We start from the raw sequence: 24419 nt of genomic DNA on the forward strand, positions 1-24419 counted from the left end.
CTTTCTCTATGGTCAACAGCAATCTCCTGTGGGCGGTCACGATAGACGTGGTGCTCGGCGTGCTGGCGTTCTCGTTCGGGCAGTGGCTCGGTGCGGCAGTCACCGGAGCGTTCGGTTTCGTCGGACTTCTCCTGTACGGGCTTGTCTATCTTGTCTCGGTCGCCATCGGTGTCTACCTCGTCGTTCGCGGTCTCGGGACTCTCGTGGAAGACATCGTGCGACACGAGATAATCCATCGGGGCTAGCAGCGCTCTGACGACGCATGCCTACCGAGAGCACCACTCACCGAACATTTTTTATTATTGACTCGAACAGACGTTTATGAACTATTCCGACGACGACGACACCGATTGGCTCTGGCACGCGACGATGTACGTCACCCTCGGCGTGGTGGTCACCGTCCTGGGGTCGGGAGTCGTCGCCGTCCTCGTTCTCGCCCTCGATACGGTCGGCGTCTTCCTCTCCGCCGTCGTCTCACTCGCTTCGTTGTTCTTCGGCGTCTATTTCGTCCTCAAAGGTCTCGCCGTCCACGTCGGGGCAGTGGTGGACGGAAGACGAATCGAGACCTGATTCCACTCAGTCCCACGCCTCGGGCCAGATTCCCGCCGCCCGCATCCCCTCTTCGTAGTCGTTCTTTCGGAGGTTCGCGGCCACGTCGTCTGCCTGTTTGCGGGGAATCTCCTCGCGTGAGGCGAGTTCCCGGACGAGCAGCGCGGTCAGCATGGCGTGTTCGCGGAGGTTCCGGTCGTCGACCTTGTCTCGCGTGTCCGCGTGGGTGTGTCCCCAGCCACGTCCACGTGCGCCCGGGGCGCTGTGGTCTTGCTGGCTGTGCAACTGAAGCGCCGGGACGCCCCCTTTGAGGAACGGCCAGTGGTCGCTGAAGGGGTGGACACCGTCCTGAATCTGGATGGGCTGGTTCGCATCCTCGGAGACGCGCTCTATCACCGAGCGCATCGTCTCGGAGTCGTGGGTGAACGCCCGCATGTCGCGGTAGCGTCCCGCGCCGTCCACGTTCACGACGGCGCGAACCCGCGAGAGGTCCATCGAGTTGGCGAGTGCGTGGCTCCCGAGGAGACCGACCTCCTCACAGCCGACGCCCGCCACTCGGACGCGCGTGTCGAGTGGCATCTCCGCGAGCAGGTGGGCCGCCGCGACGACGACGGTGATGCCACACCCGTTGTCGAGTGCGCCTTCCGCGATGTCGTGGGCGTCGTGGTGTGCGACGACGACTATCTCCTCGTCGGTGTCGGGACCGAGTTCGGCGATTGCGTTGTGACTCGTTCCCGGCGTCGTCTCGGCATCGACGGCGAGTCTCGCCGTGGCACCGCGGTCGGCGTACTCGGTCAGCCACGCACCGGTCTCGTTGCTGACGCCGATGCCGAGGATGGCGGTTTCGTCGCCGAAGGTGAGCGACCCGGTCGGCGGGAGTTGCCCCGGCACGTGGTTGTGAAAGACGAACCCCTCCGCACCGGCGGCGGCGGCGTAGCCGAACTTCTCCATCCGGTGGATGAACCGACTGCCGGAGGGTGTCGTCGTGCTGGCGACCGCTATCTTCCCGGCCACGTCTCGCTCGTCGATTTCGTCGGGCATACCGTGGCCGACGTCGACCAGTTCGCCGCGCACGTCGCCAGGGGGTGAGTAGGGGAGCGCGATCGCCTCGAACGAGCGTTCGACGGGGTCGGTGACCACGAGTTCCGTCGTTCCGCGACTCCAGCAGTTCATCTCGAACGACTCGGTGTGTGCGTTCCGTGCGCCGGCGCGTTCGAATCCCTCGACGGCGAGTTCCGCGGCCCGTCGCTCGCCGGGATGGCCGCCCATCCGGTTTTCGAGTTCGGTAAGTTTCGTCAGGAACGTCCACGGGTAATCGTCTCGCCACATCTCGCTGAGCGCCTCGCGTACCGCGTCGGTCATACCCGTCACTGGGTCGCCACCCGGTAATAACTCTGTCCGGCGGCAAAACCTTCTCCCTGAATATCAACGTTTAGGAGGTGGCTGTCCGTAAGGCATGGTATGAGTTCTGTTCCCGAACGCGGCGAAATCGACACAGAATACAAGTGGGATTTAGAGAGCATCTACGAGACCGACGAGGAGTGGGAGGAAGCCTACGCGGCGGTCGAGGAGCGACTGGCCGACCTCGAAGCGTACGAGGGGCGGGCTACCGAGGACGGCGAGACCCTGCTTTCCGTTCTTCAGCTTTCGGACGAACTGGGCCGCGAGGTCGAGATGGTCACCTCGTACGCTCGAATGCGAAGCGACGAGGACACGTCCGACCAGCAGTATCAAGCCCTCTCTACTCGCGCACAATCGCTCGCATCACGCGCACAGAGTGCCGCGAGTTTCATCGAACCGGAGATTCAGTCGCTCGACCGCGGCGAACTCGACCGGATGGTCGAGGAGACGGAGGGTCTCGAACAGTACGAACACTACCTCGACGACGTGATGCGGATGAAAGAACACACCCGATCCGCCGAAGTCGAGAACCTGCTCGCGGAGTTCGGCGAGGTCATCGGGGCGTCCGGCGAAATCTACGGTATGCTCTCGAACGCCGACATGACGTTCCCGACCGTCGAGAAACCCGACGGAGACGCGGTCGAGATTACCCAGAGCAACTTCACGAATCTCCTCAAAAACCCCGATCGGGAGTTCCGCCAAACGGTGTACGAGGGCTATTTCGACGAGTGGCACGACGTGCGAAACTCGGTGGGGGCGGCGTACAAGAACAGCGTCAAGTCGGACGTGAAGTTCGCTCGCGCCCGAGAATACGATACCGCACGCGAGGCGGCTCTCGACGGGCCGAACGTCCCCGTCGAGGTGTACGACAACCTGCTCGACACCGTCCGAGACAACCTCGACAAACTCCACCAGCACGCGGACCTCAAACGCGAGAGTCTCGGCGTGGACGAACTCCAGATGTGGGACCTCTACATGCCGATGACCGACACGGAGAGTCCCGACCTCGAATACGACCAGGCAATCGAGTACGTCGTCGACGCCGTGGACGCGCTCGGCGCCGATTACCAGTCGCGGGTCGCCGAGGGAATCGAATCGCGCTGGGTGGACGTGTACGAGACACAGGACAAGCGCGCCGGGGCGTACAGTTCCGGCACCTACGACACTCAGCCGTTCATCCTGATGAACTACCAGGACGACATCTCGTCGATGTATACGCTCGCACACGAACTCGGCCACTCGCTTCACTCGCAGTTGACGAGCGAGACCCAGCCGTACGTCTACAGCGGCTACGAGATTTTCGTCGCCGAGGTGGCGAGCACGGTCAACGAATCGCTGTTGACCCACCACCTGCTCGAAACGGTAGACGACCCCGAGTTCCGCCAGCACGTCCTGAACGAGTATCTGGAGCGGTTCCGCTCGACGCTGTACCGCCAGGCGCTCTTCGCCGACTTCGAGCATCAGGCTCACCGGGCCGTGGAAAACGACGAAGCACTCACGCCCGACAAACTGGACGAACTGTACGGCGACCTCAAACGGGAGTTCTACGACCCCGCCGTCGTGGACGAGCGAATCGAGCGCGAGTGGATGCGCATTCCGCACTTCTATCGTGCCTACTACGTCTACCAGTACAGCACGGGCATCAGCGCCGCCGTCGCGCTGGCCGACAAGATTCTGGAGGAAGGGCAACCCGCCGCCGACCGCTACCTCAGATTCCTTGAGAGCGGGTCGCGCGAGTACCCCCTCGAACTGCTCGAGAGCGCGGGCGTCGACATGCGCTCGTCCGAACCGATTCAGCGTGCCCTCGACGTGTACGGCGACCACCTGGACGAGATGGAATCGCTGATCTGAGAGCGCCGAGAACGGACACCGAGACGGTCGGGGAGACGGGACGAACCGAGGGCCTCACGTCGCGGCCCGTCACGAGTTCCGAACTCACTTTTACCCACCGTCTCGTACCCCGAGCCATGATACAGGGGGCGACCGAGTACGACATCGACATCGCTATCGACGACGCCGCAATCGACCGACTACTCGCCGTCACCCCTGAGGACGTGACCGCCGCCGACTCGCTCACCTACGCGAAGAACGTCTTCGTTCCGCTCACGACGGCCTGCCGTTACACCTGCACCTACTGCACCTACTTCGACCCGCCGGGGGAGGCGTCACTGCTCTCGCCCGAGGAGGTCAGAGAAATCGTACAGATGGGCGTCGACGCCGGCTGTACGGAGGCGCTTTTTACCTTCGGTGACGACCCGGACGACCGCTACTCGCAGGTCGACGAGCAGTTGGCCGAGTGGGGCCACGACTCCATCCACTCCTATCTCCGCGAGATGTGCGAACTCGCGCTCGACGAGGGGCTCCTCCCGCACTCGAATCCGGGCGACCAGACGCCGGAACAGATGGAACTCGTCGCGGACGTGAACGCCAGCATGGGCGTCATGCTGGAGACGACAGCGGACGTAGACGCCCACGCCGGTCCGCGACGGAAGAATCCGGGACAGCGACTCGCCACGATTCGGACGGCGGGCGAGCTGGGCGTTCCGTTCACGACGGGGATTTTGGTCGGCATCGGCGAGAACTGGCGCGACAGAGCCGAGAGCCTGCTCGCCATTCGTGCGCTGCACGAACGCTACGGCCATGTCCAAGAGGTCATCGTGCAGAACGTCGTCCCGAACGAGCGTTCGCAGTTCGACCGTCCCTCTGTCGAGACGATGCGACGGGCGGTAGCGATGGCACGCGTGGCGCTCCCCGACGAGGTGTCGGTACAGGTCCCCCCGAACCTCTCGCCGACGCGAGAACTGCTTGAATGTGGCGTGGACGACCTCGGCGGCGTCTCGCCCGTGACGGACGATTACATCAACCCCGACTACGCGTGGCCCGCCCTGCGCGAACTGGAGGACATCGCCGAGACAGCGGAGGTCCCACTCCGCGAGCGATTGCCGGTCTACGACCGATTCGTGGGTGACGAGTGGCTCTCCACCCGGATTCGAACGGCGGTAGAAGAGCACCGCTGACGAACGACAACCCACTCCACCGTAGTCACACGACGACACCCATGAGAATCAATCACAGTGATTTTATTCGTCCTTTGTGAACCGGAACCCGTTGAAGTATGGGTGACAGAATACGAGTGTTGCTCGTCGACGACGACGATGACGTTTCCGAGCTCACGTCGACGTATCTCGAACGGGTGAACGACCGGATTACGACGGTCCGAAAACCGGGTCCGGAAGCGGGGTTAAAGACGCTCGGAGAGGAGCGTATCGACTGTATCGTGAGCGACTACGATATGCCGGACACCAACGGGTTGGAGTTTCTGGAAGCGGTTCGTGAGGTTGAGTCGAACCTTCCGTTTATTCTATTCACTGGCAAGGGGAGCGAGGAAATCGCGAGCGAGGCCATCTCGGCGGGAGTCTCCGACTATCTCCAGAAAGTCGGTGGACCCGAACAGTACGAGATGCTGGCGAATCGAGAACGCCGTCGCACAGCATCGCGCCGAAGCGGAGGCGAGCGAGGTGAATCGCCAGATGCTCAGGATTTTCCAGCGCATCACGGACGCGTTTTTCGCCATCGACAACGAGTGGGAGATAACCTACGTCAACCAGCGCGCGGCGGAGTTTCTCGACCGGTCACAGGACGAACTCGTCGGCCAGGACCTGCGAGAACTGTTCCCCGACGACGGAGACGAGGGTAGTTACGACGCCTACCGACGTGCGTTCGAGGAGCAAGAATCGGTTACGCTCGAATCACGGTCGCTGTTCCGCCCCGAAAAGTGGGTCGAAGAACGCATCTATCCGGCGGCGGATGGGCTGTCGGTGTACTTTCAGGACATCAGCAAGCGCAAGGAAATGGAGTCGGAGATTCGAGAGACGAAAAAGAAGATAGAAGATTTACACGACATCGCCGCGCGAGTCGTCGCCTGCACCTCCGACGAGGAGATATACGACCTCGCCATCGCTGCGGCGGAGGGTATCCTCGAATTCGACATGTTGGCCGTCGATACCATCGAGGACGACTGACTCTTTCCACGGGCCATTTCTACGAAGTCACCCACGGACGGCTACTACGAAGGAACGGCGATCGACGCAGACGACAATCTCGCTGCAGAGACGGTTCGACTCGGCGAGTCGTTTCTCGTCGAAGACCTCCACGAAGCCGGGTACGCACCCGCCGAAGCAACGTACCGGTCGGCGGTGAGCATCCCCATCGGCGACGTCGGCGTCTTTCAAGCCGTATCGAAAGAGGTCGGCGGGTTCGACGAGGACGACCTCGAACTCGCAAAACTGCTCGTGACACACATCGTACAGGCGTTGAAACGCGTCCAGTTCGAAGAAGAACTTCGAACGGAAATCGACCGATTCGCGGCCCTCTTCGACAATGTTCCGAACGCGACCGTGAGCTACGTCTTCGACGACGGGACCCGATAGTCCGCGACGTGGATCCGGCGTTCGAAGACGTGTTCGGCTGGGATGCCGACGCCATCGTCGGGGAACCGCTCGACGACTTCCTCGTTCCGTCGGGAAAAGAAGCCGAGGCGCGAGAGCTAAACGGGCGAGTGAAACGGGGGCGTCGAATCGAGGGCGACGAAATCGGCAGACGGACCGAAGACGGCGTTCGGGATTTCTTGCTCCACACCGCTCCAGTGCAGATAAACGAGAGAAACGAAGGGTTCATCATCTACACCGACATCACGGTACAAAAGCAGTGCGAGTGCAAACTCGCACGACAGAACGAGCGACTGGACGAGTTCGCGAGCGTCATCTCACACGACCTTCGCAACCCGTTGAACGTCACAACTGGCCGACTCGAACTGCTGAGCGAGGAGTGTGACAGTCCCCACATCCGCCGATGCGGCAGGCGCTCGACCGCATGGTTTCGCTCATCGAAGACGTACTGACGCTGGCCCAGCAGGGAAAGGTCGTCAGCGAGACGGGGCCTATCTCGCTCGCACAGGCGGTCTGGAGTGCGTGGTCGATGGTCTCGACGGAGACGGCGACTCTCCACGTGGACGACTCGCTGGCCGTGGTGGACGCAGACCGAGGAAGACTGTGTGAACTGCTCGAGAACCTCTTTCGCAACGCCATCGAGCACGCCGGCGAGGATGTCACGGTCGTCGTCGGCCCACTCGAAGACGGCGACGGCTTTTTCGTGGCCGACGACGGGCCGGGGATATCCCCGGACGAGCACGAAGACGTGTTCGAACACGGCTACTCGACGAGCGAGGGTGGGACCGGATTCGGCCTCGCTATCGTCCGAAGTATCACCGAAGCACACGGCTGGGAGATTCGAGCGACGGAGTCGAAAGACGGCGGCGCGCGTTTCGAGATATTCACCTGAGCAGCGGCGTCCCGTCCGCACACGGTCCAAACTCCGGCCCGAACGGCGGGTCGTCCGAATCTATCTCCCGTATCTGGCGGTAGTCGGTCGACCGCTCGGCGGGCGTTCGACCGATGGCACCCACCATCTCGACGTACTCCGCGAACGAGCGGAACTCACCGAACTCGCCACCAGCGCGCTTCGTTATCTCTTCCGAGAGGATGGTTCCCATGAAGTCGTTCGCGCCACACGAGAGCATCTTCAGCCCCTGTTCGTCGCCGTATTTCACCCACGAGGACTGGACGTTCTCGACGTTGTCCAGAAACAGCCGAGAGACCGCAATCATCAGTTCGTCCTCGTGTGTCGTCGCGCCGCCGTCGACCATGCCCCGGTCGTAGAGTGGCGTGTTCCGGTGGACAAAGGAGAGGGGGACGAACTCGGTTATCGTGCCGGTTCGGTCCTGAAGGTCGCGGACGCGGTCTAGGTGCATCACGCGGTGCATCTCGTTTTCGACGTGGCCGTACATGATGGTCGCCGTGGTGTCGAGACCGACGGTCGCTGCGGCCTCCATCGCTTCTATCCACTCGTCGGAGCGAATCTTCCCGGGACAGATGACGCCGCGAACCTCGTCGACCAGAATCTCTGCGGCGGTGCCCGGGACGCTGTCCAGTCCGGCGGCTTTCAGTCGCCGGTACACCTCCTCGTAGCTCCACTCCGTCCCACGGCGTGCGTGGTAGGCTTCCTCGGGCGTCATCGAGTGGACGTGGATGCCGGGCAGGCTCATGGCACGAAGGTGGTCGGTGTACGTGGCCGGATCGGTCTCGTAGGCGTCGGGTGGTTTGTAGTTCAAGTCGCCGCGGTCGCTCGCTTCGAGGAGTTCGCGGTGCTCGTCGTCCAGCGTGAGTCCGGGGTGGAGGCCGCTGACCGACGTGACTTCGTAGATACCGCGTTCGCGGGCGTCGGCGACGATTTCGCGGGATTCCTCCGGGGTCTTCGTGAAGCCGTCGTGTTCGTCTCCGCCCGTCTCGAAGTTCTGGGCCGTGTTCTTGAAGTTGCAGAACAGACAGCCGGTGTTGCACGCCGTCGTGACGTTGTTGTTCAGGTTGGCGACGAACGTCACGCGGTCGCCGACGACCGCCTCGCGCCTGCGGTCTGCGGCCTCCAGCACGCGTTCTTTCCGGACGAGGTCGATTCCAGGCTGGCCGGTGCCAGTCGTCAGCAGTTCGACGCCGTCGGCGACCGACAGACGCTCCCCGTTTCGCGCCTTTTCGAGCGCGTTCTCGAACGACTGGTCGGTTTCGGGGATGTGCTCGAACCCGAACTTCCCCCGGGGGACGTTGCTCTCTGCACGGACGGTGTTCATCACTCTGGTCAACCAGTTCGACCCTCAAAAAGCGGTTGGTCACGGCAGTCGAAATACACGAGCGTGCATACTTTCGTCGTGCCGAGGAGTCAGTTCAGCACGGCGATGGAAACTTCTTAGTCCGGGCACGGTAGACACCACACCATGACGAGTGTGAAGGAGTTCCGGGTCGATCGCGAACCGACGCCGGACTCACTCGGGCGGGGGTCGTTCGTCTTCACCGACGACTACTCGGTGTTCGACTGGGGCAAGATGCCCGACGAGATTCCGGACAAGGGCGCGAGTCTCTGCACCATGGGCGCGTTCAACTTCGAACTGCTCGAGGAAGCAGGGATTCCGACCCACTATCGCGGCGTCCGTTCGGACGGCGAGGTCGTCTCCCTGTCGGACGCGACCCACCCGCCGACGGAGATGGCCATCGACCTGACGCAGGTCCCGAACTTACCGCGCGAGGGTCGTAACTACGACTACGACCTCTTTCACAGCGGCGCGGACGACAACTATCTCGTCCCGCTCGAAATCGTCTTCCGAAACAGCGTCCCGGTCGGGTCGAGTCTCCGACGTCGCACCGACCCCGCCGACCACGGACTCGACTTTCCGGAGTGGCCCGACGGTGCGGTGCAACTCGAAGAGCCAGTCGTGGAGTTCTCGACGAAGTTCGAGGAGGGAGACCGCTACCTCTCTCGGGGAGAGGCCGACGAGCTCGCGGGGAAAGCCAGCGTGGACAAACTGGAACAAATCGCCCGCGAGGTAAACGACATCGTCACCCAGCGCGCCGCCGAGGCCGAACTGGTTCACGAGGACGGAAAAATCGAGTGCCTCTACTACGAGGGTGACGTTCGCGTCGCCGACGTGGTGGGGACCTTCGACGAGAACCGTTTCACGTTCCACGGCCAGCAGGTGAGCAAAGAGTTCCTGCGCCAGTACCACAAGCGCGAACAGACCGAGTGGGTCGACGCGATTCGAGACGCGAAGACCGAAGCGAAAGAGCGCGATATCGCGGAGTGGAAGTCGCTGTGCGAGGTCGAACCGGAACCGCTTCCGACCGAGGTTATCGCCGCCGCTCGCGGTCTGTACGCCTCGGGGACGAACGCCTACGTCGGTCGCGAACTCTTCGACGCCCCCTCGCTGGAAGACGCCATCATGACCATCAAAGACGTGTAATCTCGCGACAATTTCACACCCGACCTATTTCTGGACTCGCCTGCGTTCTCGAGACGCGTCCGAATCCTGCCGAGTACGAACGCCCTAACCGTCGGAGTCGACCGTGAGCGTGCCATCAGAGGGACCGTCGGGTAACGCCTCGTCGAGTTCGGACGGCATGCCGAGGCGATACTCCTCGGTATCGTCGTGGTCTGCGTCTTCGCGGAGTTCGGTGCGGCCGCGGCGAATCGTTACGTCGTCGTTGAGGTGCAAGCGCACGGCGTCAAGTAACGCGTCGGCTTCGAGCGGTTGGCCGCGCTCGCGCACCCGTTCGACGCTGTCGCCGTCCCGGACGTTGAACACGCGCTGTGTGAGAATCGGCCCCTGGTCCAGGTCAGTCGTCACGTAGTGGGCGGTGACGCCGGCGACGCGAACGCCCGCCTCTTTGGCCTGCCGGTAGGCTTTCGCGCCGGGGAACGCGGGGAGGAGACTCGGATGGACGTTGATGATTCGCCCCTCGTACCGGAAGACGACTTCCGGACTGAGAATCCGCATGAATCGGGCGAGAACGACGAGGTCGACGTCGTAGTCGTCGAGCAAAGAAAGCAGTCGGTCTTCGTCGTGAGCACCCTTCTCGTCGCCCACGTCGTGAAAGGGGATTCCGTGGCGCTCTGCGAGCGGTCTGAGGTCGTCGTGATTCCCGATGACGACGCCGATTTCGGCTCCGAGGTCACGCCGCGCGTCGAGGAGGTGGCGGAGGCAGTGTGATTCTTTCGTGACGAGGACGGCTATCTGTCGGGTGTCGCGCTCCGCCGGGAATCGCACCTGTACGTCCACGCCCAAATCGTCGCCCAGGGTGGCGAGGTCACGTCGGAGATGATGTTGACCTACCGACATCTCGCTCGTATCGACGTGCATGGTCATCCGGAAGATGCCGTCACGAACCGCTTGCTCGATGTCCTCGATGTTACAGTCACGTTCGAACAGGAGGGTCGTGATGCGGGCGACGAGTCCGGTATCGTCGCCGCCGACGACGGTTATCTCCGTCAACTCGTGTGGATTCATCGTCTCACCTGCGGGATAGCAGAAACCATCGTTGAAGCGCAGGGTGCAACTGGGGAGTACATAAACATTCACCTCGGTGCGATTTTTCCATCGGAGCCTGTCGCGTTCAGGCAGTGCCTGACGCCGGGGCGAACCTGGTCTCTCCGGTCGGCGAAGCGGTTCGATCGTCGCTTCGCCGACCGGGTTACACGAATGTGTACATCGAACTCATTCCAAAAGAGCTTTTGAGCACGGACGCGCAAGAGCAGGTGATGACTGCCTACACCGCGACGGTGACCGTTCGGCTGAAACGAGGTGTCCTCGACCCCGAGGCCGAGACGACGCGACGGGCGCTGGAACGACTCGGCTTCGAACTGGAGTCGCTCCGGTCGGCGGACGAGTTCGAAATCGACCTCGACGCGGAATCGCCAGCGGAGGCCGAAGACCGCGTCGGGGAGATGGCCGACCGCCTGCTCGCCAATCCAACGATTCACGACTACACGGTGGCTATCGAGGAACGATGACGGTCGCTATCGTCGAGTTCGGTGGAAGCAACTGCGACCGCGACACGGAGCGCGCGCTCTCGCACCTCGATATCGAGGCCGAAATCGTTTGGCACGAAGACGGTCTCCCCGAGGAGACGACCGGCGTGATTCTCCCCGGTGGGTTCTCCTACGGGGACTACCTCAGGGCGGGAGCCATCGCCGCGAACTCGCCGATAATGGGCGAGGTGCGCGAGGCCGCCGAGTCGGGCGTTCCCGTCCTCGGCGTCTGCAACGGGGCGCAAATCGGCTGCGAGTCGGGGCTGACCCTCGGCGCGTTCACGACCAATCGGAGCGCGCGGTTCCAGTGTGAACACGTCTACCTGCGCGTCGAGAACGCCGACACGCCGTGGACTGCGGCCTACGACGAAGGCCAAGTCATCGAGGTACCCATCGCACACGGCGAGGGTCGATTCGAGATTACGGACGAACTGTACGAGGAACTCGAGACGGACGGGCGAATCCTCTTTCGCTACTGCGACGAGGACGGAAACGTCACCGACGACGCGAATCCGAACGGGTCGAAAGGGAGCGTCGCCGGAATCGTCGGCGAGTCGGACACCGTGGCGGTCATGATGCCCCACCCCGAGCGAGCGACGCTGCCGGACATCGGCGGCACGGACGGCGAAGGCGTCCTGTACGCCTTCGGCTGAATCGAACCCTGGCCGTTCTCTCCGACGGCGCTCTTCTCGACGTTCGGACGGCGACGCCGTCCATCGCTCGATCCCTGTTCCCTATCGACTGGACGAGAAGACGCGTCTGAGTCGCGGGAGTTCGCGTGCTATCGCACGTCGCTTCAACAGACAGAAGCCAGTGAAGATGACGAGGAATCCGACCGCGGTGAGCGGCGTCACGGGTTCGCCCAGGAATGCGAGACCGGAAATCGCGGCGAAGACGGGGGCGACGTAGGAGACGAGGTTGATTTCGATCGGCCCCAGTCGTTCGAGCAGGTCGAAGTAGACGAGAAAACCGAGCGCGCTGGCGACGATGGAGAGATAGACCAGCGCGGCCAGTGCTTCGGGCGTCCATCGGATCGCCGCGAACGATTCGCTGGGTCTGGCGACGCTCATGGCGTGCATCATCAGCGCGCCGAGGAGCATCGACCACGCTTCCATCGTCTCGATGGGGAGTTCGGCGTCGATTCGCCTGGTGAGCACGCTCCCGAGGGCGAAAGAGAGCGCCGCCGCGAGCACGAGCACTTTCCCGACGAAATCCGCGGCGAGCAGGTTGTTCGAGTCCGGTTGGCTCAGCACCGCGACGCCGACCAGTCCGAGCAAGAGCCCCACGATGCCGGCGGGTTCCAGACGCTCGCTGGGGAGGAGAACGCGAGCGAATCCGGTGGTGAGGATGGGGCTGAAACTGACGATGACGGCGGCGACGGCGCTCGTCGTCTCCATCTCGCCGACGAACAGCAGGGCGTGGTAGCCCGCGATCATCAACGCGCCGCCGACGAGGACGAGTCGCCACTCGCCGCCGGTACGGGGTCGCCAGCGGTCGGTGACGTAGACGGCGTAGGCCAGCATCAACACGCCCGCTACGTCGTAGCGGATTGCCGCGAACAATACCGGGGGGAAGTACGCCAACCCTGCCTTGATGGCCATGAACGCAGACCCCCACGCCGCGGCGAGAAGGACGAACAACACCGCATTTCGATATCCAGTCACTGTCTGCCATCCACGTCGAACGAGGGAGTAGCTTTCGAAATCCACCGTCGAATGCCGGATTCGAAAACGCACTCGGCGGGACCCAGAATCGCCCTTGAACCGGTGTAGAAACCCCCAGACAGATTTATTATTTATTGCATATATGTAGTAGACGAACCGCCGCGAAAACGGTGGTTCATGGGTGATACCGGGCTGGCATCCCGCAACCACTGCTTTCGGCGAGGGATAGCCGGAGTCGGATGCTGTCTACCACGCGTCAGTCTACCAGCGTCGCGTTTCGAGCGGGGTGTTCGACGTTCCCGGGGTATCACAGCGATGTCTACGGTACCTCCGACGCGCGACGCTGGTCACGGACCGCTCGAAGCACGTCCTGTCGTGCGATGATTCCGTTGAGCGTGTCGCCTTCCAGCACGGGCAGGCGGTTGATGTCGTTTTCGGCGTCGGCCAGCAAATCGAGGATGTGGTCTAAATCGTCGTCCGGCGTGACGGTCACGACGTCTTCGGTCATGATTTCGCTGATTGGCTTTCGCGCGCTCTTCGCGAGGTCGATTCCGGCGTCGAGTTCGTCCCACGAGAGGTCGATGGCGTACTCGAGACTCTCGAGGAACGGCGGGAATCCGACCGGAATCCACAGCGTTCGGTCGCTCGGCTGGAACATGTGGACGAGGTCGTGTTGTGTGACGATTCCGACGAGTCGACCGTCCTCGGTGACGGGGAACCCGTTGAACTCCACGCGGGCGAGGCGGGTTAGCACGTCGCCGATTTCGTCGTCCGGTGCGACGGTCTCTACGTCGGTCGTCATCAGGTCACGGGCCGTTATCGTCATACCTGACTGGTGGGAGGGTGGCGGTGTAAACCTTATTACGCGGCGCTCGTTTTCGTGCCGTGGGCACCGTTCGAGAACGGAACCGTTTTCTCACGCCATGGCTGGTTCGCAACTACCGCCGGAGAACGGGCAGAGAGTCTATGCGTCGGGAAGCGGTTCGTAGTCGGGACCGACACAGAGTTCCAGCGCACGCGGCATCACGCCGAGCGTCTGGTCTGTCCACTCACCCATCTCGCCGTCGAGGCTGAACTCGACGGGGTCGTCACGCTCCACGCGAACGTCGAGCGTGGGCGTCTGGAGTCGGGTCACGTGCTCGGTTTCTTCCCCGAACAACCGATGGATCGTGGCCTCGCCGACGAGATTCGTGGTGGGCATCTGCTCGATGATGGTCACGTCGAGACGTCCGTCTTCCATGTTCGCCTGCGTGCGACCTTTCACCGGGAATCGTCGCCCGTTACCGACGAGCACGAAGACGGCCTCGCCGGACCAGGACACCTCGCCCTCGGTCGATGCTTCCACGGTGAGCGGGACGCCCTCGAAATCCGTCATCAGGCGGAGCGTGTTCACGACGTAGGCGAGCACGCCGAATCGTTCTTTCTGCTCGGAGTCGGTCTCGCTGCTGGCGTCCGCAGTCAGCCCCGCGACACAGGAGTTGACGAATATCCGCTCGTTCGTCGTTCCGAGGTCGATTCGCCTCCGCTCGCCGGTTTCGAGCAGTTCGAACGCCTGTTCGATGCCCGTCACGCCGACGTTACCGGCGAAGTTGTTCCCGGTGCCGGTCGGGACGACGCCGAACGTCACGGAGTCCAGGGCGTCTGCCGCCACGAGTCCTCGAACGACTTCGTTTATCGTCCCGTCGCCACCCGCCGCGGCCACCGTCGAGACGCCGCTCTCGGCGGCGTGTCGAGCGAGCTCGATGGCGTGGCCCTCCTCGCGCGATTCGAGCACGGTAAAATCGTGGTCTCCAGCGAGGTTCCGAACCTGCTCGGCGTTGTCTTCGTTTCCGCTGACGGGGTTTGAGACGACGACACGGTCGTACTCAATGTCGTCTGTCGCCGCGAGGTCGCCCGAGAGTCCGGCCTCGTCGGCATTCATGTGATAATTTTTCGGCGGAAAAACCAAAGTTCTGACGGCCTCATGTTCGAACGTGTTCAGCATCGACCTTCATACGCACACTCGATTCTTTCACGGGCGCGAGCGGGCAGCCGAACTGTTCGACCCAGTCGGCGTCCGTCTGCTCGCGCTCGCCGCACGCTACCGGAATCTCGACGGAATCGCGCTGACGAACCACGACTACTATCGCCTGCTCTCCAGTAGTGCGGTTCGAACGATTCCGGGTATCGAAGTGTCGACGACGAAAGGCCACGTCCTCGTCGTCGGTCCCGACCCACCGACCCGAACCGAACCGGGAACCCTCACGCCGGAGGAGACGGTCGAACTCGCCCACGACCGCGACTGTGCGGCCATCGTCGCCCACCCCTACCGGAACAGCACGGTCCGCGAGGTGGACGCGGACTTCGATGCCATCGAAGTGAACGGCAAACATCCACGAACCGAAGAGTGGGTGCAAACGTTGGCAGAGCGCCACGACCTCCCGCTGGTCGGCGGGAGCGACGCCCACTACCCGGTCGAGGTGGGTCGCGCGTACACGGCCGTAGACGCGGACGTGCTCACCCCCGAGAGCGTCGTCGACGCGATTCGGAACGGCCGCGTCGAACCGCGAGTTCGACGCGGAACCCTCGACCAGAGCGTTCGCCGTCTCTACCGAAAAGTCCACGAAGGGAAGGACAATCTTCACCGTCCGGCGGACGAATCGCCGGGCGTCGGAGAACCGCCCCAGGCAGAGGAGTGACGGTGTCTCCGGGGACGACCTACCCGAGTCGCTCGTCTAAGATGAGTCGAGTCTTCGTGCTCACTACTTCTTCCAGTTCTCGTGCGCGGGTGATGAGTTGATTCACCCCCTGCGTGTCGGCGGCGTCCACGACAAGGACGATGTCGTCTTCACCGCTGACCTGCCAGACGAAGTCGACCTGTTCCCAGTCCGCGAGGCGGTCGGACATCCGCGTGGTATCGACGGCGACGTCCACGCCGATTTCTATCATCGCTTTTACGTTTCCTGTGCGCGTCGCGACCGTGAACCGCTCGATGACGCCGTCGTCGGTCATTCGCTCGACCCGATTTCGTACCGTTCCTTCGGACGTGCCGACCTCGTCCGCGATTTCCGTGTACGGTGTGCGGGCGTCTCGTCGCAGGAGGTTCAGGATTTGACGGTCGAGTGCGTCCATGGAGGTTTGCACCTAGTGTGGCCCGCTACTTGATGATTACGAATATCGTAACAATGCTTCGAAAGCAAGGTTTATAGGGGGCGGTTACATATGAATCTCGTAATGCCGGGTGCCTACGTCGCGCTGGAGGGCGGCCATGTGGTCGAAGCACGTGGTCGTGCTCCGGGAACGGCTTGCGGGGAACTGGTCTTTACAACAGCGTACACGGGATACGAGGAGAGTCTCACCGACCCCTCTTACGAGGAGCAGGTGCTCACCTTCTCGTATCCGCTCATCGGGAACTACGGCGTCCGCGAGGAACGGTTCGAGAGCGACCGAGTTCATCCGCGCGCCGTCGTCGCGCGCGAGTTGACCGACGACGTGGCGGAGTGGCTCGAAGCAGAGGGCGTTCCTGCGGTCGACCACCTCGACACGCGCGACCTCGTCGGTGGGATTCGAGAAGAAGGTGCGATGAAGTGCGGTATCGCGGTCGGTGACGACGCCACGCCCGAGGACGCGCTCGCCGAACTGGAAGCCTGTCCGGGCATGAGCGACCACCACGACATCGGCGCGCAGGTCAGCGTCGAGGAGCGAGAGATTCACCTCGGCGAGGGTGAGGTCGAGAAGACCGTCGCACTCGTCGACTGTGGCGCGAAAGGGAGCATCATCGACTCGCTCGTCGAGCGCGGGGCAGACGTCCACGTGCTCCCGTACGACGCGACCGCCGCCGACGTAGACAAGGTCGACCCCGACGTGCTGTTCGTTTCGAACGGCCCGGGCGACCCTGCGAACTTCGAAGCGGCACAGGAACTGGTCGAAACCTACGTCGGCGAACTCCCGCTCGCCGGCATCTGTCTCGGCCAACAGATTATCGCCCGCGCACTCGGCGGCACGACCGAGAAGATGGACTTCGGTCACCGCGGCGTCAACCAGCCAGTTCGCGACGTGGCGTCTAACAAGGTCGTGATGACCACCCAGAACCACGGCTACACCGTCGCCGACCCCGGCAACCTCGAAGTCACGCAGATCAACGTCAACGACGACACGCCGGAAGGGCTAGAGAACGACGAACTCGACGTCATCACCCGCCAGTACCACCCCGAAGCCAACCCTGGCCCACACGACACCCTCGATTTCTTCGACGACGTGCTTTCGATGGCACCCCGAAAGCGACTCGTCGCGGCCGACTGACCGTCGACTCCGGTTATCCACAGCGACCTACTCGTCGAGTTCGATCTCTTGTTCACCGGGAACCTGCCAATCGAGTTCCACCACCCCCCGAGCAGTCCCGCGCAGGCCGTCTCGACTGACGACTTCGAAGGTTCGATTTCTCGCGTCCGGCGTGAACGGCGCGGCGACCATCAGGCGGGCGACGTCGGCACGAGGAACTCGTCCCCTGACGGTCGCGCCACCCTCGCCAACCACCACATCGCCAGTCGCGGGTGCGTTGGTCAATCCGCCGGGTCGGACGATGGTGTGGGTCAGGTGGGACGTTCGGAGCACCGCCTCGGCGTGATTTTTCGCGTTCAGGATACGCCAGATGAGCGCGCGAAACGGCGCGGGCATTCCCTCGCGGGAGTCGCCGACGCCGATGGAACTCTCCAAGACGAAGTGGTCGACGTCGCCGGCGACGGCGGCGTTGACGAGATTCTCGACGCCCGCGCCGTCGACGAGTTCGCTGTCGAGGACGACTCCCAGTCCGGGTTTCGTGCCGACAGTACAGAGGACGGCGTCGCAGTCCGCGACTGCGTGAGAGGCATCCGCCGGGTCGAGCAAGTCGCCGACGAACACTTCGCTCGCACCGCGTGCGGAGAGTTCACGCTCCTTTTCGGCAGAGCGCGTTATCGCCCTGACGTGAAGGTCGGTGTCTTGGAGTCGCCGCAAGATTTCACGTCCCGTCCCCCCACTGGCCCCAGCGACGAGGACTCGCTGAATGTCGATATCCATGTTCGGGGAACGAACGGCCGGAACGGGCAAAGGTCTCGTGGCCAACGAGGGTCGAACGCTCCGCCGTTCGAACGGGTAGTACGAACCCGCCGCGTCGGGAGCGCACCACTGGAGCCACCCACAAGATTGTCTATCTCGAATATTTCGTGATAAAAAAAGAACCGCTCCGTCGTGTGTAGCATATGAGCAAACCGGTCGTCGAAAGTAGAAACCCCATCACGTACACCGAAGTCCACGCTAGTGTTCTCGGTGCCGTCGTCGGCGTGCTGGTGGGCTACGCGAGCGCGCACGGCTTTCGGAGCGTCGCCGTGGGTGTCGTGTTCGTCATCATCGCACTCGGCATCGGCGTTCGCGGTGCGGTTCCGATGGCCCAGCGAACCCTCCGGCGTGAACCGTGGTACGGGCTAGCGGCGTTTCTCCTCGGTAGCGTGGTCGGGACGATGGTTTGAGTCTGACGACGTCACCGTGACACGCGGTGTGGCGATGTGCCGTGGTTGCGAAGTGACGCGTGACGTGGAAGTCGGGGTCGAATCGAGGCCGTACCGCCCACACCCCACCCCCGCACCGTGGAGAACCGCCAACACGCAGGCGGTGAGCAAGTTTTTGGCACTGGGTCGCTTCGGTTCCCGTATGAACGTTTCAATCGACGCGGTGCGCGTCGCCGCGACCGGAGACGGCCCCCTCCCCGTGGTCGTGCTCGCGCCGGACGACGGCGACGACGTCCTTCCCATCTTCATCCGATTCGAGGAGGGCATCAGCATCGCTCGTGGGATGGAAGCCGAGGACATCGGACGACCGCTCACGCACGACCTCCTGCTGGACGTCGTCGAAGAACTCGGCGGGCGCATCGAGCGCGTCGTCGTCAGTGAACTGCAGGACAACACCTACATCGCCGACCTGCACATCCAGACCCCGCGCGGCCACGAGGTCGTCGACGCCCGCCCCAGCGACTCGCTGGCGCTCGCCTCGCGCACCAACGCACCGATAGAAGTCGCGGACGAGGTGTTCGAACACGGCCACCAGGAGCGTGCGCAGTTCGACGAACTGCAGGACATCCGAGAAGTCGCCCAGATCGGACCATGAGCGACGTGTTAGACGACCTCTTCGCCACCATTGAGGCCCGAAAGGAGACGCTCCCCGAAGACTCCTACACCGCCTCGCTTTTCACCCACGAGAAAGGCGAGAACGCAGTCCTCGAAAAGCTAGGCGAGGAGACGACGGAACTCGTGTTGGCCGCGAAAGACGACGACCACGAGGAGATAGCCCACGAGAGCGCCGACATCGTCTACCACCTCCTCGTCCTGCTGGCGATGAAAGACATGGACCTGGACGACTTACACGCGGAACTGGCTCGGCGGCGCTAGGTCGAGTCACCGTTTCGTGGATTCTACCGGCGATTCGTCCGCGACGACCGAGCGTCGTCGTGAGAACCTGCGAACCGGACGACGCCCGCTGACGACGACTTTAAACCCACTTCACGAGAATCCACGCCCATGCAAACGCACATCGTTCCGGTCGGCTTCGACTACGACCGGCTCATCGCGCCGCTCGTGCGCGACCAACTCGACGTCGACCGCGTCATCCTGCTGGAAGGTGCGGTCGGCAGCGAGGCCAACGTCGAGTACTCTCGCAATCTCTCTCGCAAACTCGGGAAGGACTTCGAGAACCTGCTGGGTGCCGAGACGGAACGCGTCGTCATCGAGGACGTCTACGATTACGACGCCGCGTTCGAACAGGCCTACGACCGCATCAACGCCGAACTCGACGCTGGCGGCGAGGTGTGGGTGAACGTCAGCGCGATGCCCCGCACGGTCAGTTTCGCCTTCGCGACGGCGGCCCACTCCATCATGGTCGAGCGACAGGCCGACCGCGAGAAGATACACACCTACTACACCGCCCCGGAGAAGTACCTCGAAACCGAACTCGCCGAGGAACTGCACAAACAGATGGATTTGCTCGGGTCCGTGCTCGACGGCGACGTCGACGAAGCGAGAATCGAAGCCCACATAGAGAGCGCGAGCGATCTGCTCTCGGAGTTCGACGAGCGCGGGACGACCATCGGCGCGAAAGAGATAGACGGGAGACACATCGTAGAGCTTCCGGTCGCATCCTTCTCCAACGTTAAACCGTTCGAGGAACTCATCCTCTTCACGCTGGGCGAACACGGCGAGTTCGAGAGCGTGAGCGAACTCGCACAGGCGCTGGCCCGCGACCTGAACGAGGAGTACACCGACAGCTTTCGGTCGAAGGTCATCTACAACGTCGACCGCCTGGGACCGGGCGGAAAAGGATACGTAGAGCAGGAAGAACATGGGAAATCCTATCGGACGCGGCTCTCACGAATCGGAGAGCTGTGGGTTCGAGCGCACGCGAACGGGGAGTAAGACGGCGGACGGTCACCGACGGTCACCGACGGTTCCCGACTTCCAACTTCTTCACCCGCGTCGAGAGGGCGAGAAACGTCGCCAGCAGGGTGAGTGTCACGGCTCCCGCCGCCGCAATTTCGTGTGCTGGCGTCGGGTGGCTGTACCCGAGTGCCAGCGCCTCCTGTCCGGGAAGGGCAGTGTGGTGGGGCGTGCCGACGAGGGGGACGAAGTAGTCCACGAGGTCGTTTACCCCGTACCAGAGGACGGCGACGAACACCGCTCCGACCGGAAAATCGCTGTATCGGTGGATGAGAAACGCCTCCACAACCATGGCGAGGTGGCTGCCGAACAGGAACGCGTACATCGGCCAGCCGACCCCGATGAACCCCGAGAAGAAGGTGGCCAGCACGTACGGCGTCCACGCGCCGAGTTTGATACAGCCGAAGAAGGCCAGCGCGTTCACCCACTCTCGATTCCGCCCGAGTTTCCACAGGCCGAGCGAGAGCGCGATGAACAGCGTCGCAACCGGGCTATCCGGCACGAACGCCCACATCACGGGGGGTTCGACCGCGAACTGCCACGTTATCAGCGGGTCCGAGAGCGGCAGCGGGTGAAAACCGTAGTACCAGAAACCGAACGCGGTGCCGACGAGGTTGATGGCGACGATGGGCCACGCCATCCGCAGGCCGAAATCCTCCAGCCACGGCGGAAGCGGCGCGACGTACCACGGAAGGTCTTCGCGGGGCGGGAGGTCGGTCATACTCGCGGCCAACGAATGGTCGGGGCAAAGAGGCTTCGATACGTTTCACGCGACGGGACTCTCCGCGCGTTCTCAACTCGGCTCGAACCGTCGAGCGGATCATCGAAAGAAACGCCGATTCTCGTTCCGCAATCGGTACGCCTTAAGTCTCGGGTTCGGTAGAGACCACCATGGCCGAGCCAACGGACATCGAGGAACTGAAACGCGGAACGGAACTGGTCAAGCGCGGCTTCGCCCGGATGCAGAAAGGCGGCGTCATCATGGACGTGGTGAACCCCGAACAGGCCCGAATTGCGGAGGACGCGGGCGCAGTCGCGGTGATGGCACTCGAAGCCGTCCCAGCTGACATCCGAAAACGTGGCGGCGTGGCGCGGATGGCCGACCCCGCCGACGTCGAAGAGATAATCGACGAAGTCTCGATTCCCGTGATGGGCAAGGCGCGAATCGGGCACACGACGGAAGCCCAGATTCTCGAATCCATCGGGGTGGACATGATAGACGAGTCCGAGGTGCTCACACCGGCGGACGAGACGTATCACATCGACAAACGCGAGTTCACGTCGCCGTTCGTCTGTGGTGCGCGCGACCTCGGCGAGGCCCTGCGTCGAATCAACGAGGGCGCGGCGATGATTCGCACGAAAGGCGAGGCGGGTACGGGCGACGTGAACCAGGCCGTCCACCACCAGCGAACCATCAAGGGTGCGATTCGAGAACTCGCGGGCAAGACACACGAGGAACGCGAGATGCTCGCCCGTGAACTCGAAGCGCCCGCCGAACTCGTCCACGAGACCACAGAGGCGGGGCGGCTCCCCGTCGTGAACTTCGCAGCAGGCGGCATCGCGACGCCCGCCGACGCCGCGCTCATGATGCACCACGGCTGTGACGGCATCTTCGTCGGCTCCGGCATCTTCGGCGCGGAGAGTCCGAAGGTGATGGCCAACGCCATCGTCGAGGCGACGAACAACTGGGACGACCCCGAGCGCCTCGCCGACATCAGCAAGGACATCGGCGCGGGCATGAAAGGCGAGGCCAACGTGGACCTCCCGGACGAAGAGAAGATGCAGGGTCGCGGAAACTGAGGAGTTCGAGCGGTTGTCGTCGCCGTCCCGTCGTGGAACGGCGACGACCGTAAAGGTCGGCGGGTCCGATATCGACGGAGTGCCGGCGACGAAGTATCGTTACTCGAAGTCGCGGCGCATGGCGATTTCGAACCACGGGCAGAGTCGCAGTTGGCGGTACCACCTGGGATGCTCGTACAGGCGCTCGTAGGGCACCCACATCAGGCCCGCAACCTCCTCTTCGTCCGGGTCGAGCGTGGTGTCGTGCAGGGTGAGCTTCAACACGGCACAGACCTCGTGTTCGACGCCCTCACGGGCGTAGTAGCGCTTGTACTCGAATCGGTCGGTTACACGCAAGTCGTCGTACTGGTCGGGCGAGACGCCGAGTTCGTCGTCGAGTCGCTGGCGGGTCGCCTCCTCCTGGGACTGACCAGGGTCGGGGTGGGACGCCACGGTGCCGTCCCAGTAGGTGTCCCAGAGTCGCTTGGTCGGTGCGCGCTGTGCGAGAAGGATGTTGTCGTCCTCGTCGAAGACGAGCGACGTGAACGCGCGGTGGCGGATGCCGTCGCCCATGTGCGCGTCGAGTCGGTTGACTATGTCCAGTTCGTTGTCGTCGCCGTCGACGGCGACGACCGACTGGCGGGCGTTCTTGTGAGGTTCGTCGGACCCCTCCGAGAGTCCGGACGAGTCGATGGCGTTGTCAGTGCTCATGGTGTTACAGAGAACCATCCGTTTCAAACGTTCTTCGGAAATCGTCCGCGAGCACGAAGGGGAACCGGAGACGCGAACGAGGGGCACAGACACGAATCTCGACCGCCGGACCCGAACGCGAGTCGCGCCATTTACCTTCTCGCGGGTTCGAGTTCGAGGCGATGACCGACGCCGACACTGCCGGCGAGGACTACTCCGGGTTGCTCGGTGCGTTTCGCTACAGTTTCCGTACGTCCGAGTCGTCGATTTTCCGCCTGTACGTCGTTGTCAGTTTCCTCCTCGGTGCCGTTCTCGGCTTCGTCCTCGTGTTGGCACTGATTCAGTGGTTCGTCGGGACACTCGGGCAGTCGGCGCTGGTGACCACCTCGAACGCCTTCCTCGGCGTCGTCGCTATCTTCGTCCTCGGGCCGTTGTTCGCGCCCGTCCTGTTCGTCGCACGCCGCCACCGCCGCGACGAGACCACCGGCTCCGCGTACGACACCCTGCTCGCCGTCGCGGGGTTCGTCTTCGTCGTTTCGCTGTACGTCGGGCTCGTCATCTCCGTCCCGCCGCAGTTTCAGTCCGCGAACGTGGGCGCAGTCGGCAGTTTCCTCTACTCACTCCCGCAGTCGTACGGCCTCGTCCCCCCGATTCTGGCCGCACTCCTCATCTTCGCCCTCCACCGCCTCGTCCGGTAGCTACTCGGGCGAGAGGACGACGCGGGAAAGAGCGCGATTCGACGACGTGACCCGGAAGAACGCAATCCGGAAAAGGCCCCACGACCTACGTCTGCCCATGACCGAGAAGACGAGCACGTTCCTCGTCACCCACGCCGAAGACGAGTCGGCGGTGCTGAAAGACGTTCACGACGGGCAAGTACACACACTCTCGACCAATCCCGGCGTCGAAACCCACGACGCCATCGCCGCCACGGTCGCTCCCGAACCGCCGATGGAGGTGACGTGGGAGGTCGTAAACGTCGAGGACCATCGCCCCCTCTCGATCGAAGCGAGCGACGAACCCCCGACGATCCAGGAGCGCGACATCGCAGCGGAACAGGACGTAGGCGACCTCGACCGAACCGAACGCGCGGGAATCGGCGAGATTCATGTCCTCTCGGTGCCGCCGGAGGAGACCGCAGACGCCGTGAGCGACGTGCTCGACGACGAAGGAACGCTCTCACGTGCGGCCCGACTCGGCGTGAACCGGGTCGAAGTGCGCTCGGAAGACGGCGTGGTGAGCGTTCGATATCTCCCCTGAAGTCGTCAGGTAGCCCCGCTGACCCCCAGAATCGCACCACAGTGCGGGCAGTCCCAGACGGTCTTTTTCGCGCGGAGGAACGCGCCAGCAGACGCGTCGCTTTTCACCAGTTCGTCGACTGCTTTGCCACAATCAGGACAGTGGGACACGACGGCAAGCGGTCAGCGGAGCAATAAAATCGTTCGGGAACACGCTCGAACCCGGGCGCTTTTCCCGTATTCAC

31 protein-coding genes and 1 pseudogene are annotated in these 24419 nt (G+C 63.1%); 21 read left to right on the forward strand and 11 right to left on the reverse strand.

Annotation, left to right across the window (positions count from 1 at the left end; all coding sequences use genetic code 11):
• Positions 1 to 8 precede the first annotated feature (8 nt).
• The gene (locus ACR3FF_RS07845) at positions 9 to 245 is read left to right on the forward strand and encodes a hypothetical protein (RefSeq protein WP_458187436.1); all 237 of its coding nucleotides are present in this window, start codon (positions 9 to 11) and stop codon (positions 243 to 245) included.
• 76 nt (positions 246 to 321) lie between these two features.
• The gene (locus tag ACR3FF_RS07850; protein ID WP_458187437.1) at positions 322 to 570 is read left to right on the forward strand and encodes a PucC family protein; all 249 of its coding nucleotides are present in this window, start codon (positions 322 to 324) and stop codon (positions 568 to 570) included.
• 6 nt (positions 571 to 576) lie between these two features.
• On the opposite strand, the gene ACR3FF_RS07855 is transcribed toward ACR3FF_RS07850, so the two are convergent.
• Complete coding sequence (locus ACR3FF_RS07855; protein ID WP_458187438.1) at positions 577 to 1911, reverse strand: M28 family peptidase; 1335 nt, start codon at positions 1909 to 1911, stop codon at positions 577 to 579.
• A 99-nt stretch (positions 1912 to 2010) separates the two neighbouring features.
• On the opposite strand from ACR3FF_RS07855, the gene pepF reads away from it, so the two are divergent.
• From pepF to ACR3FF_RS07890, 7 genes and pseudogenes are all read left to right on the forward strand, one after another.
• The gene (gene pepF, locus ACR3FF_RS07860; RefSeq protein ID WP_458187439.1) at positions 2011 to 3801 is read left to right on the forward strand and encodes an oligoendopeptidase F; all 1791 of its coding nucleotides are present in this window, start codon (positions 2011 to 2013) and stop codon (positions 3799 to 3801) included.
• Between the two features lie 116 nt (positions 3802 to 3917).
• A complete protein-coding gene (gene cofG / locus ACR3FF_RS07865; RefSeq protein WP_458187440.1) occupies positions 3918 to 4967 on the forward strand; it encodes a 7,8-didemethyl-8-hydroxy-5-deazariboflavin synthase subunit CofG in 1050 nt (349 codons plus the stop codon).
• Between the two features lie 98 nt (positions 4968 to 5065).
• A pseudogene (locus tag ACR3FF_RS07870) lies at positions 5066 to 5341 on the forward strand (response regulator); the annotation flags it as partial.
• A 49-nt stretch (positions 5342 to 5390) separates the two neighbouring features.
• Positions 5391 to 5972, forward strand: coding sequence for a PAS domain-containing protein (locus ACR3FF_RS07875; RefSeq protein WP_458187480.1), 582 nt, complete (start codon positions 5391 to 5393; stop codon positions 5970 to 5972).
• Positions 5973 to 6032: 60 nt separating this feature from the next.
• Positions 6033 to 6380, forward strand: a complete 348-nt coding sequence (locus ACR3FF_RS07880) for a GAF domain-containing protein (protein WP_458187481.1) — start codon at positions 6033 to 6035, stop codon at positions 6378 to 6380.
• Positions 6381 to 6388: 8 nt separating this feature from the next.
• Positions 6389 to 6850: a histidine kinase dimerization/phospho-acceptor domain-containing protein gene (locus ACR3FF_RS07885; protein WP_458187441.1), complete on the forward strand. Its 462-nt coding sequence runs from the start codon at positions 6389 to 6391 to the stop codon at positions 6848 to 6850.
• Positions 6802 to 7290, forward strand: coding sequence for a sensor histidine kinase (locus ACR3FF_RS07890; RefSeq protein WP_458187442.1), 489 nt, complete (start codon positions 6802 to 6804; stop codon positions 7288 to 7290). Before ACR3FF_RS07885 ends, ACR3FF_RS07890 begins: the two co-directional genes overlap by 49 nt.
• On the opposite strand, the gene cofH is transcribed toward ACR3FF_RS07890, so the two are convergent.
• Entirely contained in the window at positions 7283 to 8632 is a 1350-nt protein-coding gene (gene cofH / locus ACR3FF_RS07895) for a 7,8-didemethyl-8-hydroxy-5-deazariboflavin synthase subunit CofH (protein WP_458187443.1), read from the reverse strand. The genes ACR3FF_RS07890 and cofH overlap by 8 nt on opposite strands.
• Positions 8633 to 8776: 144 nt before the next feature.
• On the opposite strand from cofH, the gene ACR3FF_RS07900 reads away from it, so the two are divergent.
• Complete coding sequence (locus tag ACR3FF_RS07900; RefSeq protein ID WP_458187444.1) at positions 8777 to 9796, forward strand: phosphoribosylaminoimidazolesuccinocarboxamide synthase; 1020 nt, start codon at positions 8777 to 8779, stop codon at positions 9794 to 9796.
• An 84-nt stretch (positions 9797 to 9880) separates the two neighbouring features.
• Here the strand turns inward: ACR3FF_RS07900 and ACR3FF_RS07905 are convergent, their stop codons facing one another.
• On the reverse strand, positions 9881 to 10840 hold the full coding sequence (locus tag ACR3FF_RS07905) for a formyltetrahydrofolate deformylase (RefSeq protein ID WP_458187445.1): 960 nt from the start codon (positions 10838 to 10840) through the stop codon (positions 9881 to 9883).
• A 251-nt stretch (positions 10841 to 11091) separates the two neighbouring features.
• On the opposite strand from ACR3FF_RS07905, the gene purS reads away from it, so the two are divergent.
• Complete coding sequence (gene purS, locus ACR3FF_RS07910) at positions 11092 to 11343, forward strand: phosphoribosylformylglycinamidine synthase subunit PurS (RefSeq protein WP_458187482.1); 252 nt, start codon at positions 11092 to 11094, stop codon at positions 11341 to 11343.
• The gene (gene purQ / locus ACR3FF_RS07915) at positions 11340 to 12014 is read left to right on the forward strand and encodes a phosphoribosylformylglycinamidine synthase I (protein ID WP_458187446.1); all 675 of its coding nucleotides are present in this window, start codon (positions 11340 to 11342) and stop codon (positions 12012 to 12014) included. The genes purS and purQ overlap by 4 nt, the downstream gene beginning before the upstream one ends.
• 81 nt (positions 12015 to 12095) lie before the next feature.
• On the opposite strand, the gene ACR3FF_RS07920 is transcribed toward purQ, so the two are convergent.
• From ACR3FF_RS07920 to ACR3FF_RS07930, 3 genes are all read right to left on the reverse strand, one after another.
• Positions 12096 to 13025 (reverse strand): DMT family transporter, encoded by a 930-nt coding sequence (locus tag ACR3FF_RS07920; RefSeq protein ID WP_458187447.1) that lies wholly within the window; start codon positions 13023 to 13025, stop codon positions 12096 to 12098.
• Between the two features lie 319 nt (positions 13026 to 13344).
• Positions 13345 to 13851 carry a CBS domain-containing protein gene (locus ACR3FF_RS07925; protein WP_458187448.1) on the reverse strand — a complete coding sequence of 169 codons (507 nt, stop codon included), beginning with the start codon at positions 13849 to 13851 and terminating at the stop codon, positions 13345 to 13347.
• A 138-nt stretch (positions 13852 to 13989) separates the two neighbouring features.
• A complete protein-coding gene (locus ACR3FF_RS07930; RefSeq protein ID WP_458187449.1) occupies positions 13990 to 14946 on the reverse strand; it encodes a diacylglycerol/lipid kinase family protein in 957 nt (318 codons plus the stop codon).
• 52 nt (positions 14947 to 14998) lie between these two features.
• Between ACR3FF_RS07930 and ACR3FF_RS07935 the strand changes: the two genes are divergently transcribed.
• Complete coding sequence (locus ACR3FF_RS07935; protein ID WP_458187450.1) at positions 14999 to 15703, forward strand: CehA/McbA family metallohydrolase; 705 nt, start codon at positions 14999 to 15001, stop codon at positions 15701 to 15703.
• A gap of 19 nt (positions 15704 to 15722) precedes the next feature.
• On the opposite strand, the gene ACR3FF_RS07940 is transcribed toward ACR3FF_RS07935, so the two are convergent.
• Complete coding sequence (locus tag ACR3FF_RS07940; RefSeq protein WP_458187451.1) at positions 15723 to 16136, reverse strand: Lrp/AsnC family transcriptional regulator; 414 nt, start codon at positions 16134 to 16136, stop codon at positions 15723 to 15725.
• 102 nt (positions 16137 to 16238) lie between these two features.
• Between ACR3FF_RS07940 and carA the strand changes: the two genes are divergently transcribed.
• Positions 16239 to 17306 (forward strand): glutamine-hydrolyzing carbamoyl-phosphate synthase small subunit, encoded by a 1068-nt coding sequence (gene carA, locus ACR3FF_RS07945; RefSeq protein WP_458187452.1) that lies wholly within the window; start codon positions 16239 to 16241, stop codon positions 17304 to 17306.
• A 27-nt stretch (positions 17307 to 17333) separates the two neighbouring features.
• Here the strand turns inward: carA and ACR3FF_RS07950 are convergent, their stop codons facing one another.
• Positions 17334 to 18062: an SDR family oxidoreductase gene (locus ACR3FF_RS07950; RefSeq protein ID WP_458187453.1), complete on the reverse strand. Its 729-nt coding sequence runs from the start codon at positions 18060 to 18062 to the stop codon at positions 17334 to 17336.
• A gap of 182 nt (positions 18063 to 18244) precedes the next feature.
• Between ACR3FF_RS07950 and ACR3FF_RS07955 the strand changes: the two genes are divergently transcribed.
• From ACR3FF_RS07955 to ACR3FF_RS07970, 4 genes are all read left to right on the forward strand, one after another.
• Positions 18245 to 18511, forward strand: coding sequence for a hypothetical protein (locus tag ACR3FF_RS07955; RefSeq protein WP_458187454.1), 267 nt, complete (start codon positions 18245 to 18247; stop codon positions 18509 to 18511).
• Between the two features lie 181 nt (positions 18512 to 18692).
• Positions 18693 to 19145 (forward strand): bifunctional nuclease family protein, encoded by a 453-nt coding sequence (locus tag ACR3FF_RS07960; protein ID WP_458187455.1) that lies wholly within the window; start codon positions 18693 to 18695, stop codon positions 19143 to 19145.
• Positions 19142 to 19426 (forward strand): phosphoribosyl-ATP diphosphatase, encoded by a 285-nt coding sequence (gene hisE / locus ACR3FF_RS07965; protein WP_458187456.1) that lies wholly within the window; start codon positions 19142 to 19144, stop codon positions 19424 to 19426. Before ACR3FF_RS07960 ends, hisE begins: the two co-directional genes overlap by 4 nt.
• Positions 19427 to 19555: 129 nt before the next feature.
• The gene (locus ACR3FF_RS07970; RefSeq protein ID WP_458187457.1) at positions 19556 to 20446 is read left to right on the forward strand and encodes an HFX_2341 family transcriptional regulator; all 891 of its coding nucleotides are present in this window, start codon (positions 19556 to 19558) and stop codon (positions 20444 to 20446) included.
• A gap of 22 nt (positions 20447 to 20468) precedes the next feature.
• On the opposite strand, the gene ACR3FF_RS07975 is transcribed toward ACR3FF_RS07970, so the two are convergent.
• Positions 20469 to 21188: a DUF1405 domain-containing protein gene (locus ACR3FF_RS07975; protein ID WP_458187458.1), complete on the reverse strand. Its 720-nt coding sequence runs from the start codon at positions 21186 to 21188 to the stop codon at positions 20469 to 20471.
• A 170-nt stretch (positions 21189 to 21358) separates the two neighbouring features.
• On the opposite strand from ACR3FF_RS07975, the gene pdxS reads away from it, so the two are divergent.
• Positions 21359 to 22267, forward strand: a complete 909-nt coding sequence (gene pdxS, locus ACR3FF_RS07980; protein ID WP_458187459.1) for a pyridoxal 5'-phosphate synthase lyase subunit PdxS — start codon at positions 21359 to 21361, stop codon at positions 22265 to 22267.
• Positions 22268 to 22366: 99 nt separating this feature from the next.
• Here pdxS and ACR3FF_RS07985 read toward each other — a convergent pair whose 3' ends face one another.
• Positions 22367 to 22957 (reverse strand): NUDIX hydrolase, encoded by a 591-nt coding sequence (locus ACR3FF_RS07985; protein WP_458187460.1) that lies wholly within the window; start codon positions 22955 to 22957, stop codon positions 22367 to 22369.
• A gap of 161 nt (positions 22958 to 23118) precedes the next feature.
• Between ACR3FF_RS07985 and ACR3FF_RS07990 the strand changes: the two genes are divergently transcribed.
• Together ACR3FF_RS07990 and ACR3FF_RS07995 are read left to right on the forward strand one after the other, a co-directional pair.
• Positions 23119 to 23634, forward strand: coding sequence for a DUF8056 family protein (locus tag ACR3FF_RS07990; protein ID WP_458187461.1), 516 nt, complete (start codon positions 23119 to 23121; stop codon positions 23632 to 23634).
• Between the two features lie 97 nt (positions 23635 to 23731).
• The gene (locus tag ACR3FF_RS07995) at positions 23732 to 24196 is read left to right on the forward strand and encodes a DUF5812 family protein (protein ID WP_458187462.1); all 465 of its coding nucleotides are present in this window, start codon (positions 23732 to 23734) and stop codon (positions 24194 to 24196) included.
• 5 nt (positions 24197 to 24201) lie between these two features.
• Here ACR3FF_RS07995 and ACR3FF_RS08000 read toward each other — a convergent pair whose 3' ends face one another.
• Entirely contained in the window at positions 24202 to 24345 is a 144-nt protein-coding gene (locus ACR3FF_RS08000; protein WP_458187463.1) for a hypothetical protein, read from the reverse strand.
• Positions 24346 to 24419: the final 74 nt, after the last annotated feature.

It is taken from the genome of Haladaptatus ordinarius (genome assembly GCF_054177595.1).

Bases quoted from the DNA above. Each gene is read 5' to 3' on its own strand.
- ACR3FF_RS07845 (WP_458187436.1), top strand. From the start codon at position 9: ATGGTCAACAGCAATCTCCTGTGGGCGGTCACGATAGACGTGGTGCTC.
- ACR3FF_RS07850 (WP_458187437.1), top strand. From the start codon at position 322: ATGAACTATTCCGACGACGACGACACCGATTGGCTCTGGCACGCGACG.
- ACR3FF_RS07855 (WP_458187438.1), bottom strand. From the start codon at position 1,911: ATGACCGACGCGGTACGCGAGGCGCTCAGCGAGATGTGGCGAGACGAT.
- pepF (WP_458187439.1), top strand. From the start codon at position 2,011: ATGAGTTCTGTTCCCGAACGCGGCGAAATCGACACAGAATACAAGTGG.
- cofG (WP_458187440.1), top strand. From the start codon at position 3,918: ATGATACAGGGGGCGACCGAGTACGACATCGACATCGCTATCGACGAC.
- ACR3FF_RS07890 (WP_458187442.1), top strand. From the start codon at position 6,802: ATGCGGCAGGCGCTCGACCGCATGGTTTCGCTCATCGAAGACGTACTG.
- cofH (WP_458187443.1), bottom strand. From the start codon at position 8,632: ATGAACACCGTCCGTGCAGAGAGCAACGTCCCCCGGGGGAAGTTCGGG.
- ACR3FF_RS07900 (WP_458187444.1), top strand. From the start codon at position 8,777: ATGACGAGTGTGAAGGAGTTCCGGGTCGATCGCGAACCGACGCCGGAC.
- ACR3FF_RS07905 (WP_458187445.1), bottom strand. From the start codon at position 10,840: ATGAATCCACACGAGTTGACGGAGATAACCGTCGTCGGCGGCGACGAT.
- purS (WP_458187482.1), top strand. From the start codon at position 11,092: ATGACTGCCTACACCGCGACGGTGACCGTTCGGCTGAAACGAGGTGTC.
- purQ (WP_458187446.1), top strand. From the start codon at position 11,340: ATGACGGTCGCTATCGTCGAGTTCGGTGGAAGCAACTGCGACCGCGAC.
- ACR3FF_RS07925 (WP_458187448.1), bottom strand. From the start codon at position 13,851: ATGACGATAACGGCCCGTGACCTGATGACGACCGACGTAGAGACCGTC.
- ACR3FF_RS07930 (WP_458187449.1), bottom strand. From the start codon at position 14,946: ATGAATGCCGACGAGGCCGGACTCTCGGGCGACCTCGCGGCGACAGAC.
- ACR3FF_RS07940 (WP_458187451.1), bottom strand. From the start codon at position 16,136: ATGGACGCACTCGACCGTCAAATCCTGAACCTCCTGCGACGAGACGCC.
- carA (WP_458187452.1), top strand. From the start codon at position 16,239: ATGCCGGGTGCCTACGTCGCGCTGGAGGGCGGCCATGTGGTCGAAGCA.
- ACR3FF_RS07950 (WP_458187453.1), bottom strand. From the start codon at position 18,062: ATGGATATCGACATTCAGCGAGTCCTCGTCGCTGGGGCCAGTGGGGGG.
- ACR3FF_RS07955 (WP_458187454.1), top strand. From the start codon at position 18,245: ATGAGCAAACCGGTCGTCGAAAGTAGAAACCCCATCACGTACACCGAA.
- ACR3FF_RS07960 (WP_458187455.1), top strand. From the start codon at position 18,693: ATGAACGTTTCAATCGACGCGGTGCGCGTCGCCGCGACCGGAGACGGC.
- hisE (WP_458187456.1), top strand. From the start codon at position 19,142: ATGAGCGACGTGTTAGACGACCTCTTCGCCACCATTGAGGCCCGAAAG.
- ACR3FF_RS07970 (WP_458187457.1), top strand. From the start codon at position 19,556: ATGCAAACGCACATCGTTCCGGTCGGCTTCGACTACGACCGGCTCATC.
- ACR3FF_RS07975 (WP_458187458.1), bottom strand. From the start codon at position 21,188: ATGACCGACCTCCCGCCCCGCGAAGACCTTCCGTGGTACGTCGCGCCG.
- pdxS (WP_458187459.1), top strand. From the start codon at position 21,359: ATGGCCGAGCCAACGGACATCGAGGAACTGAAACGCGGAACGGAACTG.
- ACR3FF_RS07985 (WP_458187460.1), bottom strand. From the start codon at position 22,957: ATGAGCACTGACAACGCCATCGACTCGTCCGGACTCTCGGAGGGGTCC.
- ACR3FF_RS07990 (WP_458187461.1), top strand. From the start codon at position 23,119: ATGACCGACGCCGACACTGCCGGCGAGGACTACTCCGGGTTGCTCGGT.
- ACR3FF_RS07995 (WP_458187462.1), top strand. From the start codon at position 23,732: ATGACCGAGAAGACGAGCACGTTCCTCGTCACCCACGCCGAAGACGAG.